Annotated in this window: 11 protein-coding genes and 1 pseudogene; 2 read left to right on the top strand and 10 right to left on the bottom strand. The window is 71.3% G+C overall.

Annotated elements, in window-relative coordinates; translation table 11 throughout:
* From G3I54_RS03980 to G3I54_RS04005, 6 genes and pseudogenes are all read right to left on the bottom strand, one after another.
* Positions 1 to 253 (bottom strand): annotated as a pseudogene (locus G3I54_RS03980) (hypothetical protein); the annotation flags it as partial.
* Entirely contained in the window at positions 250 to 1,368 is a 1,119-nt protein-coding gene (locus G3I54_RS03985; protein WP_003970030.1) for a ParA family protein, read from the bottom strand. The pseudogene G3I54_RS03980 and the gene G3I54_RS03985, both read right to left, overlap by 4 nt.
* Before the next feature lie 368 nt (positions 1,369 to 1,736).
* The gene (gene ald / locus G3I54_RS03990) at positions 1,737 to 2,852 is read right to left on the bottom strand and encodes an alanine dehydrogenase (protein ID WP_164611175.1); all 1,116 of its coding nucleotides are present in this window, start codon (positions 2,850 to 2,852) and stop codon (positions 1,737 to 1,739) included.
* Positions 2,853 to 2,995: 143 nt separating this feature from the next.
* The gene (locus G3I54_RS03995; RefSeq protein ID WP_164611143.1) at positions 2,996 to 5,128 is read right to left on the bottom strand and encodes a tetratricopeptide repeat protein; all 2,133 of its coding nucleotides are present in this window, start codon (positions 5,126 to 5,128) and stop codon (positions 2,996 to 2,998) included.
* A 197-nt stretch (positions 5,129 to 5,325) separates the two neighbouring features.
* On the bottom strand, positions 5,326 to 5,952 hold the full coding sequence (locus tag G3I54_RS04000; protein WP_164611145.1) for an NUDIX hydrolase: 627 nt from the start codon (positions 5,950 to 5,952) through the stop codon (positions 5,326 to 5,328).
* 85 nt (positions 5,953 to 6,037) lie between these two features.
* Positions 6,038 to 7,693, bottom strand: coding sequence for a CTP synthase (locus G3I54_RS04005; RefSeq protein ID WP_030085836.1), 1,656 nt, complete (start codon positions 7,691 to 7,693; stop codon positions 6,038 to 6,040).
* Between the two features lie 418 nt (positions 7,694 to 8,111).
* Here G3I54_RS04005 and G3I54_RS04010 point away from each other — a divergent pair, with 418 nt between their 5' ends.
* Entirely contained in the window at positions 8,112 to 9,938 is a 1,827-nt protein-coding gene (locus tag G3I54_RS04010; protein ID WP_203685491.1) for a glycoside hydrolase family 15 protein, read from the top strand.
* A 28-nt stretch (positions 9,939 to 9,966) separates the two neighbouring features.
* Here G3I54_RS04010 and G3I54_RS04015 read toward each other — a convergent pair whose 3' ends face one another.
* The gene (locus tag G3I54_RS04015) at positions 9,967 to 10,773 is read right to left on the bottom strand and encodes an aminotransferase class IV family protein (protein ID WP_164611147.1); all 807 of its coding nucleotides are present in this window, start codon (positions 10,771 to 10,773) and stop codon (positions 9,967 to 9,969) included.
* Between the two features lie 58 nt (positions 10,774 to 10,831).
* On the opposite strand from G3I54_RS04015, the gene G3I54_RS04020 reads away from it, so the two are divergent.
* Positions 10,832 to 11,176 (top strand): MerR family transcriptional regulator, encoded by a 345-nt coding sequence (locus tag G3I54_RS04020; protein WP_164611152.1) that lies wholly within the window; start codon positions 10,832 to 10,834, stop codon positions 11,174 to 11,176.
* Positions 11,177 to 11,229: 53 nt separating this feature from the next.
* Here G3I54_RS04020 and G3I54_RS04025 read toward each other — a convergent pair whose 3' ends face one another.
* Genes G3I54_RS04025 through G3I54_RS04035 form a run of 3 tightly spaced genes read right to left on the bottom strand, consistent with a single transcriptional unit; the run spans position 11,230 to position 16,201 of the window.
* Positions 11,230 to 13,548: an arylsulfatase gene (locus tag G3I54_RS04025; RefSeq protein ID WP_164611154.1), complete on the bottom strand. Its 2,319-nt coding sequence runs from the start codon at positions 13,546 to 13,548 to the stop codon at positions 11,230 to 11,232.
* Positions 13,545 to 15,371: a sulfatase gene (locus tag G3I54_RS04030; protein ID WP_164611156.1), complete on the bottom strand. Its 1,827-nt coding sequence runs from the start codon at positions 15,369 to 15,371 to the stop codon at positions 13,545 to 13,547. Before G3I54_RS04030 ends, G3I54_RS04025 begins: the two co-directional genes overlap by 4 nt.
* Positions 15,368 to 16,201, bottom strand: coding sequence for a formylglycine-generating enzyme family protein (locus G3I54_RS04035; protein ID WP_164611158.1), 834 nt, complete (start codon positions 16,199 to 16,201; stop codon positions 15,368 to 15,370). The genes G3I54_RS04030 and G3I54_RS04035 overlap by 4 nt, the downstream gene beginning before the upstream one ends.
* Between the last annotated feature and the right edge of the window lie 13 nt (positions 16,202 to 16,214).

Here is a 16,214-nt window from a genome sequence, read left to right on the forward strand (position 1 = left end):
CGGGGGCGGCCTTGGCGGTCGGCGCCCGCTCGCCCTCGGCACGGCTGCGCGAGTCGCCGCCGTCGGCGTCGGCCGCGGCGTGCTCCTCGCGGTCGGCGGACGGGGCCTGGCCGGCGGGATCGCTCTCGCCGGCGGGTGCGGGCACCCGCGGTTCGCCGTTCGCCTTGCGCCGCCGCTCCGCCGGGGAGGACGACTGGAGGCCCATCCCGCCTCCGGTGGTACGGAACAGTTCGTCGGCCCCCGGCAGACTCACTCGGCGTGACACCGGGCGAGCACCTCCCTGGCGAGCTGGCGATAGGCGGCTGCGCCGACCGAGTTGGAGGCGTAGGTGGTGATGGGCTCACCGGCGACCGTGGTCTCCGGGAAGCGGACCGTGCGCCCGATGACCGTGTGGTAGACGTGCTCGTCGAAGGCCTCGACGACGCGCGCCAGGACCTCGCGGCTGTGCACCGTACGGGAGTCGTACATGGTGGCGAGGATGCCGTCGAGCTCCAGCTCCGGGTTGAGCCGCTCCTGGACCTTCTCGATGGTCTCGGTGAGCAGCGCCACCCCGCGCAGCGCGAAGAACTCGCACTCCAGCGGCACTATGACCTTGTGAGCGGCCGTCAGGGCGTTCACGGTGAGCAGGCCGAGCGAGGGCTGACAGTCGATCACGATGTAGTCGTAGTCGGCCATCAGCGGCTTCAGGGCGCGCTGGAGCGTGGACTCGCGGGCCACCTCGCTGACGAGCTGCACCTCGGCCGCGGAGAGGTCGATGTTGCTGGGCAGCAGGTCCATGTTGGGGACCGCGGTCTTGAGCAGGACGTCGTCGGCCGCCATGCCCCGCTCCATGAGCAGGTTGTAGACGGTGAGGTCCAGCTCCATCGGGTTGACCCCGAGGCCGACGGAGAGCGCGCCCTGCGGGTCGAAGTCGACGAGCAGGACCCGGCGTCCGTACTCCGCGAGCGCGGCGCCCAGGTTGATGGTCGACGTGGTCTTGCCGACGCCGCCCTTCTGGTTGCACATCGCGATGATCTTCGCGGGGCCGTGGTCGGTCAGGGGGCCCGGGATCGGGAAGTACGGCAGCGGCCGTCCGGTCGGGCCGATGCGCTCGCGGCGCTGACGCGCGGCGTCGGGCGCGAGGGTGGCCGCGTACTCCGGATCGGGCTCGTACTCGGCGTCGGGGTCGTAGAAGTGCCCCTCGGGCACCTCGGCGAAGTCGGCGAAGCGGTCGGTGTCCCGGCTGCTCTCGTTGCCGGCCGTGGCGTTCACGTGTAGGCCGTCCATCATCTGGGGGGCTGTCGTCATGTGCTGTTGGGTGGCGAAGGTGCGGACCGCGACGGAGCCGACAGCTTCGAGCCCGATCGGGCTCAGACCCCGTGCAGGCATCCCTGGTTGACCACCCCCAGGAGTAATTGTCGACTCATTCACAAGTCGTCTTACCTCCTTGGACGTGACCAGGAAACTTATCGATAGGTCAGCGTGGCACCATGCCGACGATTGGCGACTCTATGGCGTGTCACCGGTCCGCAGCAACACAATCCGCCGGACCCGGCCCGATGTGTCGGCAATCGAACGCCTCGCTGTCAAGGGTGCACAGCGACCAAGCCGCACATTTCGCCGCAGCACGAAACGGGTAAAGGGTTACGTTCGGCGCGAGTTGCGCAAGGGCCTCACAGGGCCCGATACACGTCCGGCCGGACCTTGCTCGGCAAGGTCCGGCCGGAGTCCCGATGTTGACGGAGGAGGTTGACCCGTCAGCCGAGGAGCGTGCTCAGTTCGACGTGCGGGAGACCGTGCGCCTCGGCCACCTCGCGGTAAACCACCTGGCCCTCATGGGTGTTGAGGCCCTTGGCGAGCGCGGCGTCGCGGCGCAGGGCGTCGGCCCAGCCGCGGTTCGCGAGCTCCACGATGTAGGGCATCGTCGCGTTGGTGAGCGCGTAGGTGGAGGTGTGGGGCACCGCGCCGGGCATGTTCGCGACGCAGTAGAAGACCGAGTTGTGGACCTGGAAGGTCGGCTCGGCGTGGGTCGTCGGACGCGAGTCCTCGAAGCAGCCACCCTGGTCGATTGCAATGTCGACAAGTACACTTCCGGGCTTCATCTTGGCGACGAGCTCGTTGGTGACCAGCTTCGGGGCCTTGGCTCCGGGGATCAGCACGGCGCCGATGACGAGGTCGGCCTCGACGACGGCCTTCTCCAGCTCGAAGGCGTTGGAGACGACGGTCTGCACCTTGGTGCCGAAGATCTTGTCGGCCTCGCGCAGCTTGTTGATGTCGCGGTCGAGCAGCGTGACGTGGAAGCCGAGGCCCACGGCGATCTGGGTGGCGTTCCAGCCGGAGACGCCGCCGCCGATGACGACGGCCTTGCCGGCCGCGGTACCGGGCACGCCGCCGGGCAGCACGCCGCGGCCGCCGACCGAGCGCATCAGGTGGTACGCGCCGACCTGCGGGGCGAGGCGGCCCGCGACCTCGGACATCGGGGCGAGCAGCGGGAGCGCGCGGTTCGCGGTCTCGACCGTCTCGTAGGCGATGGCGGTGGTGCCGGAGGCCAGCAGCGCGTCGGTGCACTCACGGGAGGCGGCGAGGTGCAGGTAGGTGAAGAGCGTCTGGTCCTTGCGGAGGCGGTGGTACTCCTCGGCGACCGGCTCCTTGACCTTCAGCAGCAGGTCGGCGGCGGCCCAGACCTCGTCCGCGGTGGCCAGGATCTGCGCACCGGCGGCGACGTACTCCTCGTCCGGGATGGACGAGCCGACGCCGGCGTCGTGCTCGATGACGACCTGGTGGCCGTGGCGGACGAGCTCATGCACTCCGGCGGGGGTGATCGCCACCCGGAACTCGTTGTTCTTGACTTCGCGGGGGATGCCGACCTTCACGTCGATCACGGTCCTTGGCTCGGAGGGTTACCCGGGCACAACGGAGCACACCCGGACATATACATCATAAATGGAGACGCCACGGAGGAACGCGGCAGAGCCAGTCTAATGAAGGACTTCGCGCTGTCTAGCCTTACAAAGCTTTAATTTTCTGTCGAAGCACTGCGGATTTCGTAGGCTGGAGCCTCCTCACCCAGCAATCTGTCGGCCGCGCCCCGGTGCAGCCCGGCCGCCGCGGGGTCCCCGAGCCGGTCCAGGGTGTCGGCGAGCCGCAGTTGCAGCGCCGCCTGAAGCCGCACGTCACCGGCGCGCCGGGCCAGGTCGACGGCCTCACGGCAGGTCTGGAGCGAGTCGTGCGGCCGGCCCGCGTACTCCTGGACCCGGGCGGCCTCGCTGAGCGCCCGCGCCTGGGCCGCCGGATCGCCGAGCCTGCGGTGGCCCGCCGCGGCGGCCCGCCAGTTCCGCAGCGCCTCGCCGTAGCGCCCGGCGTACGTGTGGACCGCCCCGAGCCGCCCGTAGAGCCGGGCCTCGTCAGCGCGCTCCCCCTGGGTCAGCCGCTGGGAGAGCGCCCGGCCGTACCAGTCGGCGGCCCGGTGGTAGTCCCCCAGCTCCTCGTACGCGCCGCCTACGGATTCCATCGCGCGGCCGGTGGCGTAGAGGTCCTTCGCCGCCTTTCCGGCGTCCAGCGCGGCCCGGTAGCGGGTCAGCGCCTCCCGGGTGCGGCCGGTGCGGGCGTCCAGGTCGGCGAGGTTCAGCAGGGCGGCCGCCTGTTCGCGGGGCAGCTCGCGGCGGAGCGCCACGTCCAGGACGAGGCCGTGCAGCCCGTACAGCTCGGGGGCGGCCTCCTCCGTGCCCCGGTGCGCGGCCAGGGCCCGCACCAGGGCGGCCACCAGGCGTCGCGCCAGGGTGTCGAGCTCGCCGTCGGCCACGGCGAGCCGGGCCGAGGCGAGCAGGGCGGGCTGGCGGACCCGCAGCCAGGCGCCCGCCTCCTCGGCGCTCGGGAAGCGCAGCGAGCGGGGCAGTCCGGCGAGCTTGCGGCGGGCGGTGGAGCCCTCCGGCTCGGTGATCGCCCGGCAGGCCTGGAGCCGGCGCACGGTCCGCTCCAGCATCCGGGCGCGGGCGAGCTGGATCTCGCCCGGCCGGTCCCGGTCCTCCAGGAGGGCCGACAGCATCGGGGCGAGGCAGCCGGGCACCGCGTACTGGGGGTGGGCCGCGCCGTCCGTCCGCAGCAGCCCGAGCTTGACGAAGTCGTCGAGCGTGGAGCGGGCGGCGGAGACCGAGCAGCCGGCCAGCGCGGAGGCCGTGTGGGCGTCGGCGAGTCCGGCGGGGGCGAGGGCCAGCAGGCGCAGTATCCGGGCGGCGGCCTGCGGCAGGGAGTCGTGGACGAGCCGGAACACCCGGGCCAGCGGGCGTGCTCCGGTGGGCTGCTGCTCGCCGGTGTCGGGCAGCTCGTGCAGCTGCCCCGCGACATCGGCGACCGAGGCCATGGGGTGGGCGGCGAGCAGACCTGCCACCAGGGCGAGCGCCGCGGGCTGTCCCCCGCACTCCTCGGCCAGGGTCTCCGCGGTGCGGGGGTCGACGGTGATGCGGACCTGGCCGATGGCGCGGGCCAGCAGCCGCACCGCCGCGCCCGCCTCCAGTCCGCCGAGGGTGCAGGGCCGTACGTCGGGGATGCCGGTGAGCGGTCCGGTGGCGGTGGCGAGGACCAGGCAGTCCGGGTTCTCCGGGAGCAGTGGGTCGACCTGCTCGGCGTCGGCCGCGTCGTCGAGCACCAGGACGAGCCGGCGTACGGCGAGGGCTTCGCGGACCATCTCGGACAGCTCGTCCTGATCGGCGCCGGGCGGGACCGCCACCCCGAGGAGGCCGAGGATCTCGCCGGCGGTGCGTTCGGTGGGGACGCGTCCGCCGCCGGGATCGGTGAGGCCGACCCGGAGCACCCCGTCGGGGTAGTCGCCGGAGCCCGTACCGGGAACGGACCAGGGCAGTGCGCCGGTCGCGCTCGCGGCGGCCCCGGCGGCGTCGGTTCCGGTGAGCGCTCCGGCCAGCTCCTCGGCGAGGGCGCTGCGGCCGGATCCGGGACGGCCGGCGATGAGCAGGACCCGGGCACGGGGGGCCTTGCGGCCGGCCAGGGTGTCGAGACCGGCGCGCTCGATGTCCGCCCGCAGGGCCTTCAACTCGCGTTCGCGGCCGAAGAATCGGGGTGGGGCGGCGCCGGACGGCTCCTCGGTCCCCGGGGCCTTTGCCGGGCCGCTGGTGTCCACCGCCTGATCGGTCACGAGCCACGCTCCACTTCGCTGCACGCGGTGCCCGCCGGAACTCCGGTCGGGACCTTTCGAGCGTAGTTCAGCGGTGATGACGATCACTGCGGAGCGGGGCGGGACCGGCCCCAACATCCCCCGATCGGATCAGCATTTCTTCATTTCGTACGACCGGGGGTGTGGGGCGACGGACGGACCGTCAGGCCGTCGGACCGTCAGGCCTCGAAGGGACGGGCCGACCAGGGCGCCTCGGCGGGACGCAGCGACTCGACGCCGTCACCCGCGCGTACGGCGGTGAGCGCGAGCGCCCCGACCACCAGGCAGTTGTTGTGCACGTCCCCCGCGATCACCGAGCGGACCAGCTCGGGCAGCGGCACCCGGGCGTGCTCCATGTCGGCCTCCTCCTCGGAGACCGCGTACCGCTCGCCCTCCGCCTCGGAGAGATCGCGCGCGAGGAAGATCCGCACGGCCTCGTCGCAGCCGCCGGGCGTGGTGTAGACGTCGGTCAGCACCCGCCAGTCCTCGGCCTTGACGTGCGCCTCCTCGTACAGCTCGCGCTGGGCGGCGTGCAGCGGGTTCTCGCCGGGGATGTCGAGCAGTCCGGCCGGGATCTCCCAGAGCCGGTGGCGTACCGGGTGGCGGTACTGGCGCAGGACGATGACCCGGTCCTCGTCGTCGATCGCGAGGACGGCGACGGAGCCGGGGTGGACCTGGTAGTCACGGCCGTGGACGGATCCGTCGGGCATCACCACCTGGTCGGTGCGGACGCTGGTCTTGTTGCCGGTGAAGGGGGTGACGGTCTCGGTGACCTGCCACTCCTCGGGCGTGTCCTGGATACCCATGTGCGTCCTCCCGCGTACAGAACGAAAAACCGGGGCACGGCATCCGTGCAGGATCCGTACCCCGGTCAACCGTAATGCCTCGGAACTACTCGCCCGCGCCGACCTTGCGCGCGACGGCGGCCTTCACCAGACCCGCGAAGAGCGGGTGCGGGCGGGTCGGGCGGGAACGCAGCTCCGGGTGCGCCTGGGTGGCGACCAGGTAGGGGTGCGTCTCGCGCGGGTACTCGACGTACTCGACGAGCTTGTTGTCCGGGGAGGTGCCGGAGAAGACCAGTCCGGCCTTCTTCTCCAGCTCGGAGCGGTAGGCGTTGTTGACCTCGTAGCGGTGGCGGTGGCGCTCCTCCACGTACGGCTCACCGGCGTAGGCCTCGCGCACCAGCGAACCCTCGGCGAGCTTGGCCGGGTAGAGGCCGAGCCGCATGGTGCCGCCGAGGTCGCCCGCGCCCTCGACGAAGGCGAGCTGCTCCTCCATCGTCGAGATGACCGGGTGGGAGGTGGCGGCGTCGAACTCGGTGGAGTTGGCGTCCGGGATCTCGGCGAGCGAGCGGGCCGCCTCGATCACGATGCACTGGAGGCCGAGGCAGAGGCCGAGCAGCGGGACCTTGTTCTCGCGGGCGTAGCGGATGGCGCCGACCTTGCCGTCGACACCGCGCTCGCCGAAGCCGCCCGGGATGCAGATCGCGTCGACGTCACCGAGGTGCTCGGCGGCGCCCGCGGCGGTACGGCAGTCGTCGGAGGTGACCCACTTGACCTTGACCCGGGCCTTGTTGGCGAAGCCGCCGGCGCGGATGGCCTCGGTGACCGAGAGATAGGCGTCGGGCAGGTCGATGTACTTGCCGACCAGCGCGACGGTGACCTCGTGGTCGGGGTTGTGGACCCGGTCCAGCAGGTCGTCCCAGGTGGTCCAGTCGACGTCCCGGAACGGCAGGTCGAGCTTGCGCACGACGTAGGCGTCCAGGCCCTCGGTGTGCAGCACCTTGGGGATATCGTAGATCGACTTGGCGTCGATCGCGGCCACCACGGCGGCCTCGTCGACGTCGCACATCAGCGAGATCTTGCGCTTGATGGCGGTGGGGACCTCGCGGTCGGCGCGCAGCACGATGGCGTCCGGCTGGATGCCGATGTTGCGCAGGGCGGCCACCGAGTGCTGGGTGGGCTTGGTCTTCAGCTCGCCGGAGGGGCCGATGTAGGGCAGCAGCGAGATGTGCACGACGAAGACGTTGTCGCGGCCGACCTCGTGGCGGACCTGGCGGACGGTCTCCAGGAACGGCAGCGACTCGATGTCGCCGACCGTGCCGCCGACCTCGGTGATGACGACGTCCACGTCGTCGGTGGCCATGCGACGGATGCGGTGCTTGATCTCGTTGGTGATGTGCGGGATGACCTGGACGGTGTCGCCCAGATACTCACCGCGCCGCTCCTTGGCGATGACCTGCGAGTAGACCTGGCCGGTCGTGACGTTGGCGGAGCCGTCGAGGTTGACGTCGAGGAAGCGCTCGTAGTGGCCGATGTCCAGGTCGGTCTCGGCGCCGTCGTCGGTGACGAAGACCTCGCCGTGCTGGAAGGGGTTCATCGTGCCGGGGTCGACGTTGAGGTAGGGGTCGAGCTTCTGCATGGTGACCCGCAGGCCCCGTGCCTTGAGCAGGGCACCCAGGCTGGAGGCAGTCAGACCCTTGCCGAGGGAGGAGGCGACACCCCCGGTGACGAAGATGTGCTTGGTCGTCGTGGATGTGGGCTGCATAGCCAAAGGGGGCTCCCGTGGTCGCGATTCTGAGGTGCGTACCGGCAGCCGAACCGGAGATTCCGGGGGTGCCGTCGCTGCGGTTCGGGGGCCTCGTGCGCTGTCGCGAACGACCACCGGTCCACGGGCTACCAGGGTAACAGCGACAGCGGGAGGCTGCTTCCGGCCACACCCTGCACAGAGGCGTCACACCATCACCTCAGGCACTTCACGTCCCACCCGATCAGCTCAGAGATGTTGCGGGGACCGTCGCGCGGATCTTCGTGGTGCGTCGTATCCTGCTCAAACACTCGCTGCCGAGACGGCCGGGCGGCGGCACCACCCAGGCCGCCCACCGGTAAGGAACTCGTCGGATCTTCCCGGGTGAAAGACCCTACGACCCCCTTGACCCGCAGTAAGCGCCCTTTGACGGGGCGACATGGCCGTTCGACTGGAGACGCACGTGGCCGGGCGCATCGAGGATTACGCACTCATCGGAGACATGCAGACCGCAGCCCTGGTCTGCCGGGACGGCACAGCGGACTGGCTGTGCCTGCCCCGCTTCGACTCGCACGCCGTCTTCGCGGGGCTGCTGGGCACCGAGGAGCACGGCTTCTGGCGCCTGGGCCCCGCGAGAGCGGAAGGAACAGAACCAGCCTTCGCCGACCGGCGGCGCTATCGCGGCGACTCCCTCGTCCTGGAATCGGAGTGGGACACGCCACGCGGCACCGTACGAGTGACCGATTTCATGCCCCCGCGTGACGGGGCGCCGCAGCTGATCCGGATCGTGGAGGGCGTCAGCGGCCGGGTGCCGATGCGCTCGGAACTGCGGATGCGTTTCAGCTACGGCCGGGTGACGCCCTGGGTGCACAAGGTGGACAACCGTACGGTCGCCGTCGCCGGGCCGGACTCGGTCTGGCTGGACACCGAGGCGGAGACGTACGGCAAGAACCTGACCACCTACTCCGACTTCACCGTCGGCCCCGGCGACCGGGTGGCGTTCACGATCAGCTGGCAGCCCTCGCACCACGAGCCGCCGGCCCTCCCGGAGCCGGAGAACTCGCTGGAGGCGACGGAGAACTTCTGGCGCGAATGGGTCGATCAGTGTACGTACCACGGGCCCTATCGGGAGGCGGTCGTCCGCTCCCTGATCACGCTGAAGGCCCTCACGTACGCCCCGACCGGCGGCATCGTGGCGGCCCCGACCACCTCGCTCCCGGAGGAGATCGGCGGCGTACGGAACTGGGACTACCGCTACACCTGGCTGCGGGACGCCGCGATCACCCTCTCCTCGCTGCTGCGCACCGGGTACCGCGAAGAGGCCCGCGCCTGGCGCGAGTGGCTGCTGCGGGCGGTGGCGGGCGACCCGGAGAACCTCCAGATCATGTACGGCATCGCCGGCGAGCGTGAGCTCGGCGAGGCGGAGCTGGACTGGCTGCCCGGTTACGAGAACTCCGGCCCGGTCCGCGTCGGCAACGGCGCGGCCAACCAGCTCCAGCTCGATGTCTACGGCGAGGTCACCGAGGCGCTGCACCTGGCGCACATGACGGGCCTCACCCGCAACGACTACGCCATGGGCCTCCAGCTCAAGCTGATCGAGTATCTGGAGAAGCACTGGGAGGAGCCCGACGAGGGCATCTGGGAGGTGCGCGGGCCGCGCCGGCACTTCGTGCACTCCAAGGTGATGGCCTGGGTCGCGGTCGACCGGACGATCAAGCTGGTCGAGTCCGGTGACGTCGAAGGCCCGCTGGAGCGGTGGTACCAGCTGCGCGACGACATCCACCGGGATGTCTGCGAGCGCGGCTACGACAAGGAGCGCAACACCTTCACCCAGTCCTACGGGTCGAAGGAGCTGGACGCCTCGCTGCTGCTCATCCCGCAGATGGGCTTCCTGCCACCGGACGACAAGCGGGTCATCGGCACGATCGAGGCGATCCAGCGGGAGCTGTCCACGGAGGACGGCTTCATCCTGCGCTATCCGACGGAGGGCGAGGACGCGGGCGTCGACGGTCTGGCGGGCGACGAGGGCGCGTTCCTGGCCTGCTCGTTCTGGATGGCCGACGACCTGGCGATGATCGGCCGGGTCGACGAGGCGCGCCAGCTGTTCGAGAAGCTGCTGTCGCTCCGCAACGACCTGGGGCTGCTGGCCGAGGAGTGGGACTCCAACCTCCAGCGCCAGGTCGGCAACTTCCCGCAGGCCTTCAGCCACGTCCCGCTGATCGACACGGCCCTGCGGCTGACGGCGAGCGGCGCGTACGTCGGCTGAGACCTCACCGGACCGCCCATCGCGCCCCTCACGGCGCGGTGGGCGGTTCGGCTGTGTACGCCCGGTGCAGCGCCTGGAGGAACCGGGGCGCGGCGGGCAGCTCGGTGGCGCCGATCCGGTGGACCGCCACGCCCGGCGTCCAGGAGTTCAGGACGACCGCGCCGGCCAGGTCGGGCAGGTCGTCGGGGGTGATCGCGGCGGTCCGCTGCTCGACTCCGAGCCGGTCCAGCTGCCGGCGGACGACGCCCATCATGGTGCCCGTCAGGACGTCGGCCTCGGGCCACACGACCGCCTCGCCGTCCCAGAAGGCCAGGTTCCAGATGGTCGCCTCGCTGAAGCGGCCCTCGCGGTCCAGGAAGGCGGCGTCGTCGAAGCCGTCGGCGACGGCCTGCCGCAGGAGGTGGGTCTTGGCGATCTCGCCGACGTGCTTGACGTGCGGCAGGAACCGCTCGTGCTCGACCGCGGCGAGGGCCAGCGGGCCTTCGGGTCCGGTCGACGGGGGCCCGGTCCGCACCAGCAGCGCCAGGTCCGCGTCGGCCGCGGTGAACTCGCCGGCCGTGGAGAAGACCGTGGCCGTCAGCGAGAGGTCGGCCGGGCCGCCCCGGAGTGCGGTACGCAGGTGGGAGCGGACCAGGTCCTCGGGCAGGGCCCGGCCGAACAGTTCGACCGAAGCGGACCGCAGCCGCTCCAGATGGAGGTCGAGGCCCCGGACCCGGCCCTCGCGGATCTGCATCGCGGTGAAGTGGGCGTGGCCCGCGAAGGCGAGCGGGGCGAGGTCGGCGGTGGCCGCCGGGCGGCCGTTCAGGTGCGCGATGTGCGGGGAAACTTCGTTCATGGTCCGGACGTTAAGGCTTGACACCGGTGACAAGGTCAAGCGGAGGGGTGGGGGAAGCATGCTGATCGGGGAGCTGTCGCGGCGGACGGGCGTCAGCGCGCGGTCGTTGCGCTACTACGAGGCGCAGGGGCTGCTGGAGGCCGGGCGCGGCGCGAACGGCTATCGCGCCTACGCCGAGGAGGCCGTGGTGACCGTCAAGCAGATCCGCGCGCTGCTGCGGGCCGGGCTGTCCACCGAGGTGATCCGCCAGGTGCTGCCGTGCGCCCGGGGCGACCAGCCCGGGTTCGACTGGTGCGCGGAGCTGCGGGAGATCCTCGGCGGGGAGCTGGCGGAGATGGACGACCAGATCGAGGCGCTGCGGCGCAGCCGGGGCACGCTCGCGGGGTTGCTGACCGGGCGGTGACGGGCGGTGAGCCGTCCGGCCCCGGGGTGCCCGGGGCCGGAGACGGCCCGCTCTCACTCAAAGGCCGCTGCCGCTTCCTTGAGCGCGGCGGCCACCGCCTCCGGCGCGTCCGGGCCCGGCTCGCCGGGGGTGTAGGTGACCGAGCGCAGCGCTCCGTCGTAGCGGAAGGTCCGGTGGCGCTCGAACAGGGGCCAGGAGACCGGGGACTTGCGGTCGATGCCGATGCTGATGCCCTGGAACGGGGCCATGCCGATGAGCTGGTGGACGCTGGGCGGGGTGGCCCGTACCTCGCCGTCGACGCTGACCGTGAACGACCAGCGCAGCCCCTTCTCCGCCGTGGCGGCCAGCGCGATGACATGGGCGCCGGGCGCGAGCGGTCCGGCGTCGGTCTCGTGCAGGACGCCGTATTCGTTGTAGGCCAGGTGCAGCCGCCCGTCCTCCACGTACAGGCTGTAGCCGCCGCCCTGGTCACCGTGCGAGACGAGCACCCCCTCCCCCGTCCCGTCGATGACGACGGTGATCTCGAAGGAGCGCAGGGAGACCAGCCGGGAGGACCGGTAGCGCTCCAGTTCCGGGGTGCCGGGCAGCAGGGTCAGCGGGCGGGCGAGGCGTTGTTCGGCGGGATTGCGGCGGGCGAGCGCGCCGCTGCCGTCGGGCAGCGGGAAGACCCCGTCGCGCCAGGCGGCCGCCTCCCAGGCCTCGGACAACTCCTCGACCAGGCCGGGGCGTTCGGCGGCGAGGTCGTGGACCTCGGTGGGGTCGGTGCGGATGTCGTACAGCGCCCACTCGGAGTCGTCGTAGGGCGCGCCGGGGCGATGGAGGGTGACGAGCTTGTGGCCGCCCCGGTAGTAGCTGCGGTTGCCGGTCATCTCGCAGTACTGCTCGGGGTGGGTGGAGGCGTGGTCCGGGTCGGCGAGTACGGGGGCGAAGCTGATGCCGTCCGGTTCCTGGAGGGTGACGCCGCGCCGCTCGGCCGGGCGGTCGAGTCCGGCGAGCCGCAGCAGGGTGGGGGCGATGTCGGTGACGTACTGGTACTGCGTGCGGACCCCGGGGGCCAGCAGCTCCTCGCGGGCGCCCTTGGGCCAGGACAGGACGAACGGGACGCGCACCCCGCCGGCGTAGGTGTGCCCCTTGTACAGCCGGAAGGGGGTGTTGGAGGCCATGCCCCAGCCGCGCGGGTAGTGGACGAGGCTGCGCGGGCCGCCGATCAGTTCGGGGTCGCGGTCGACGTCGGGGGTCCAGTCGCCGGGCAGGGCGGGGTGGTGGACGAAGCGGCTGAAGTAGGAGCGGGTGCCCTCCAGGCCGCCTTCGCCGGTGCCGCCGTTGTCGGAGGTGAAGACGATGATGGTGTTGTCGAGTTCGCCGAGCGCTTCGAGGGTGTCGGTGAGCCGGGCCAGGTTCTGGTCGATGTTGTCGACGAGTGCCGCGTAGACCTCCATGTAGCGGGCGTAGAGCCTCTGTTGCTCCGGGGTGAGGCTATCCCAGGCGGGGACGTCGAGGCCGGCCTCGCTGTTGCGGTCGGGCAGTTCGGTGCCGGGCGGCAGCAGTCCGGCGGCGAGCTGGGCGGCGAAGCGGCGTTCCCGCAGGACGTCCCAGCCCTCGTCGTAGCGGCCCTTGTGGCGGGCGATGTCCGCGGGCTTGGCCTGGAGCGGGCCGTGGACGGCGTTGTGGGCGAGGTAGAGGAAGAACGGCTTGTCGGGGTCGTGGGCGCGCAGCGACTTCACCATGGAGATCGCCTGGTCGGTGATGTCGTCGGTGTAGTAGTAGTCGTCGGCGAAGTCGTCGATGTCCAGCGGGCTGTTGTCGCGGACGAGTTGGTGCGGGTGGAAGAGGCTGGTGAGGCCTTCGAGGACGCCGTAGTACTGGTCGAAGCCCTTGTTCAGCGGCCAGTTGTCGCGGTCGTCGGCGGCGTTGGAGGCGGAGTCGCGGACCAGGTGCCATTTGCCGACGGCGTAGGTGGCGTAGCCGGTGTCGTGGAGCAGTTCGGCGAGTGTGGGGATGTCGTCGGCGATCTCCATGCCGTAACCGGGGAAGCCGGGGTCGGAGTTGGCGACCATGGCGTAGCCGACGCGGTGCGGGTTGAGGCCGGTGAGCAGGGCGGCGCGGGCCGGTGAGCAGAGCGGCATGGTGTGGTAGTTGGTGAGCCGTACGCCGTTCTCGGCGAGCGCGTCGAGCGTCGGGGTGGCGATCTCGGAGCCGAAGGGGCCGATGTCGCTGTAGCCCATGTCGTCGACGAGGACGACGACGATGTTGGGGGCCTTGCCGCCGGGAGTGGTGCGCGGCGGCCAGGAGGGCTCCGACTCGGCGAAGGTGCGGCCGACCCGGCCGGGGAAGCCTGCGTAGGGGTCGCGTCGGGTGGGGTCGGTGGTCATCGGCGGGGCTCTCCGTCACGGCTGGGGTGGTGGTCGTCGGGCAGCGGGAACAGCCGGGCCAGTTCGTCGGCCACGGCGGTGAGTTGGGGGCGTCCGGGGTGTCCGGTGAAGGCGGCGATCTGGAGCAGGGTGGAGCCGCCGCGGACGGTCAGCAGCTCGGTGTCGAGCAGTCCGGGCACGATCCGGCGGACCGTGTCGGCAGCCGCCGGTTCGGCCAGCAGATCCGCCAGTGGCGTACGGAGGTTGAGCGCGCCCTCGGTGAACTCGTCCGAGCGGGCGGCGGGTTCGCGGGCCGCTTCCGACCGCTCGCGCTGGGCCGCGACGAGCAGGTGGGCCTCGGTCACCCGGTCGGGATCGTCCGGGACGCCGAGGCGGGCGTACTGGTCGGCGGGGGCGTCGTTCTCGCGCAGCCCTTCCACCAGCAGCCGGAGCATGCGCAGCTCGACCGCGTCGTCGACGACCGGCTTCTCCTGACGCGGGTCGGCGGCCAGGTCGAAGAGGAGCGTGCCGAAGCGCTGCGGGCCCAGGAGCGGGGAGGGGCGGGCGGGGACGCGGAGGGTGGGCACGCCCTTGGTGAACGCGAACGGTTCGGCCAGGGTCAGCCCGGCCAGCTCCTCGGGGGTGAAGCGGCCGCGGATACGGGTCGGCATCAGGGTGTGCTCGTACAGCGGCTGGTTGGTGTCGTCGTGGCAGGCCCGCATGTAGACGTACCGTCCGTCGGTGACGTTCACATGGCCGCCGAACATGCCGAACAGGACTGATTCTCTGGGCTGTCGGGCGTCGGCGGTCTCGCGCAGCGGGCGGCCCTGGACGTCCGGCGGGATCTCGGCGCCGAAGAAGTCCAGCAGGGTCGGCGCGAGGTCGACGGTCTGGACGAGCGATCCGTCGCGGGTGCCGTCCCGGTCCGGGCGGCGCGGGTCGTGGACGAAGAGCGGGGTGTGGACCAGCTCTTCGTACCAGGGGGTGACGACCTTCGCCCACCAGCCCTTCTCGCCGAGCAGATAGCCGTGGTCGGTGCAGACGATCAGCAAGGTGTCGTCCCACAGGCCGTGTTCGTCCATCGCGTCGAGGACCCGGCCGAGCGAGTGGTCGCACATGGAGAGCAGCGCCGCGTACTCGTACCGGGCGTGGCTCTCCTGTTCCTCGGTCTCGGTGACCCGGTTGTAGTCGGGCCAGTCGAAGTGCGGGCCTTCGTAGTCGTGCGGGTAGAGGTCCTTGTAGTGGTCCTGGGTGAAGAAGGGTTCGTGCGGGTCGAAGGTCTCGATCTGGACGAACCAGTCGTCCTCGGTGTGGTTGGTGCGCAGGAACTCCAGCCCGGCGTCGAAGGTGAGGGTCTGCGGCTGCTTCGCCTCGGTGTCCAGGTACCGCCGGTTGACCCAGTCCTGCCGCCAGAGGTCGTTGCGGGTGGCGCGCAGGTTCTCCGGGATGTCCGGGTCGGCGACCTGGCCCTTCCAGGCGTCGCCCTCCTGGCCCCGGAAGAACTCCCAGGAGTTGTAGCGGCCGTGGTAGGTGGCTCCGCCGTCCTCCCAGTAGTGCTGGTGGTCGCTGACGAGGTGGGTGTAGACGCCGTGCCGTTTCAGGATCTCGGGCATGGAGTCGTCGAACGGCTCCAGCGGGCCCCAGCCCCGGTGCAGGAAGTTGTGGCGTCCGGTGTGCAGTTCACGGCGGGCCGGCATGCAGGGCATGGAGCCCGCGTAGCACCGGTCGTAGGTGACCGTACGTTCCGCGAGACGGCGGAAGTTGGGGGCGTGGGTCCAGTCGGCGCCGTACGGCGGCAGCAGATGCCGGTTGAGGCTGTCGAACATCACCATGACGGCCTTCACGCGGGGTTCCGTCCTTCCGCAGGATCAACGGGCTTCAGGTCGCGGGCGCGGCGGAAGCCGCCGTGGCCGGTCGAGGAGTCGGGGGTGTTGTGGGAGCGGGCGGCGACCCGGTAGCGGTTGCAGTACGAGGCGTGGCAGAGGTAGGAGCCGCCCCGGATGACGCGTTCGCCGGGTCCGTAGGCGTCCGCGCACCACTCCCAGACGTTGCCGGAGGTGTTGTGGAGCCCGTGGCCGTTGGGCTCGTACGCGGTGACGGGCACGGTGCCGGTACGGCCGCCGGGCCGCTCCGAGCGGTGCGGGAAGCGGCCGAGCCAGGTGTTGCACATCTCGCGGCCTTCGGGCGTGAAGTCGTCGCCCCACGGATAGCGGGCCCCGTCCAGGCCGCCGCGCGCCGCGTACTCCCACTCCGCCTCGGTGGGCAGCCGGGTGCCGGTCCAGTCGCAGTAGGCCAGGGCGTCGTCGTACGAGATGTGGACGACGGGGTGGTCGGCCCGGTCCGTGACGTCGGAGCCGGGCCCTTCCGGCGCGTCCCAGGTCGCGCCCGCGACGCCGAGCCACCAGGGCGCGCCGGGCACCCGTCCGAGGATGTGGCGCTCGGCGGCCTTCGGATGGACCAGCAGATGGAAGACGTAACTGCTGCCGTGGCGTTCGGCGTCGGTGCGGTGGCCGGTGGCGGCCGCGAAGGCCGCCCAGTCGGCGTTGGTGACGACGGTGGTGTCGATGGCGAAGGGCGCCACGGTGACGTCCCGCACCGGGCCTTCCCGGTCGGCGAGGTAGCCCTCGTCGAAGGCGTCGCCCATCCGGAAGGCTCCGCCGGGCAGTTCGACCATCACGCCTCGTTCG

It is taken from the genome of Streptomyces sp. SID14515, assembly GCF_010548505.1.
Classification (GTDB): Bacteria; Actinomycetota; Actinomycetes; order Streptomycetales; family Streptomycetaceae; genus Streptomyces; species Streptomyces caviscabies.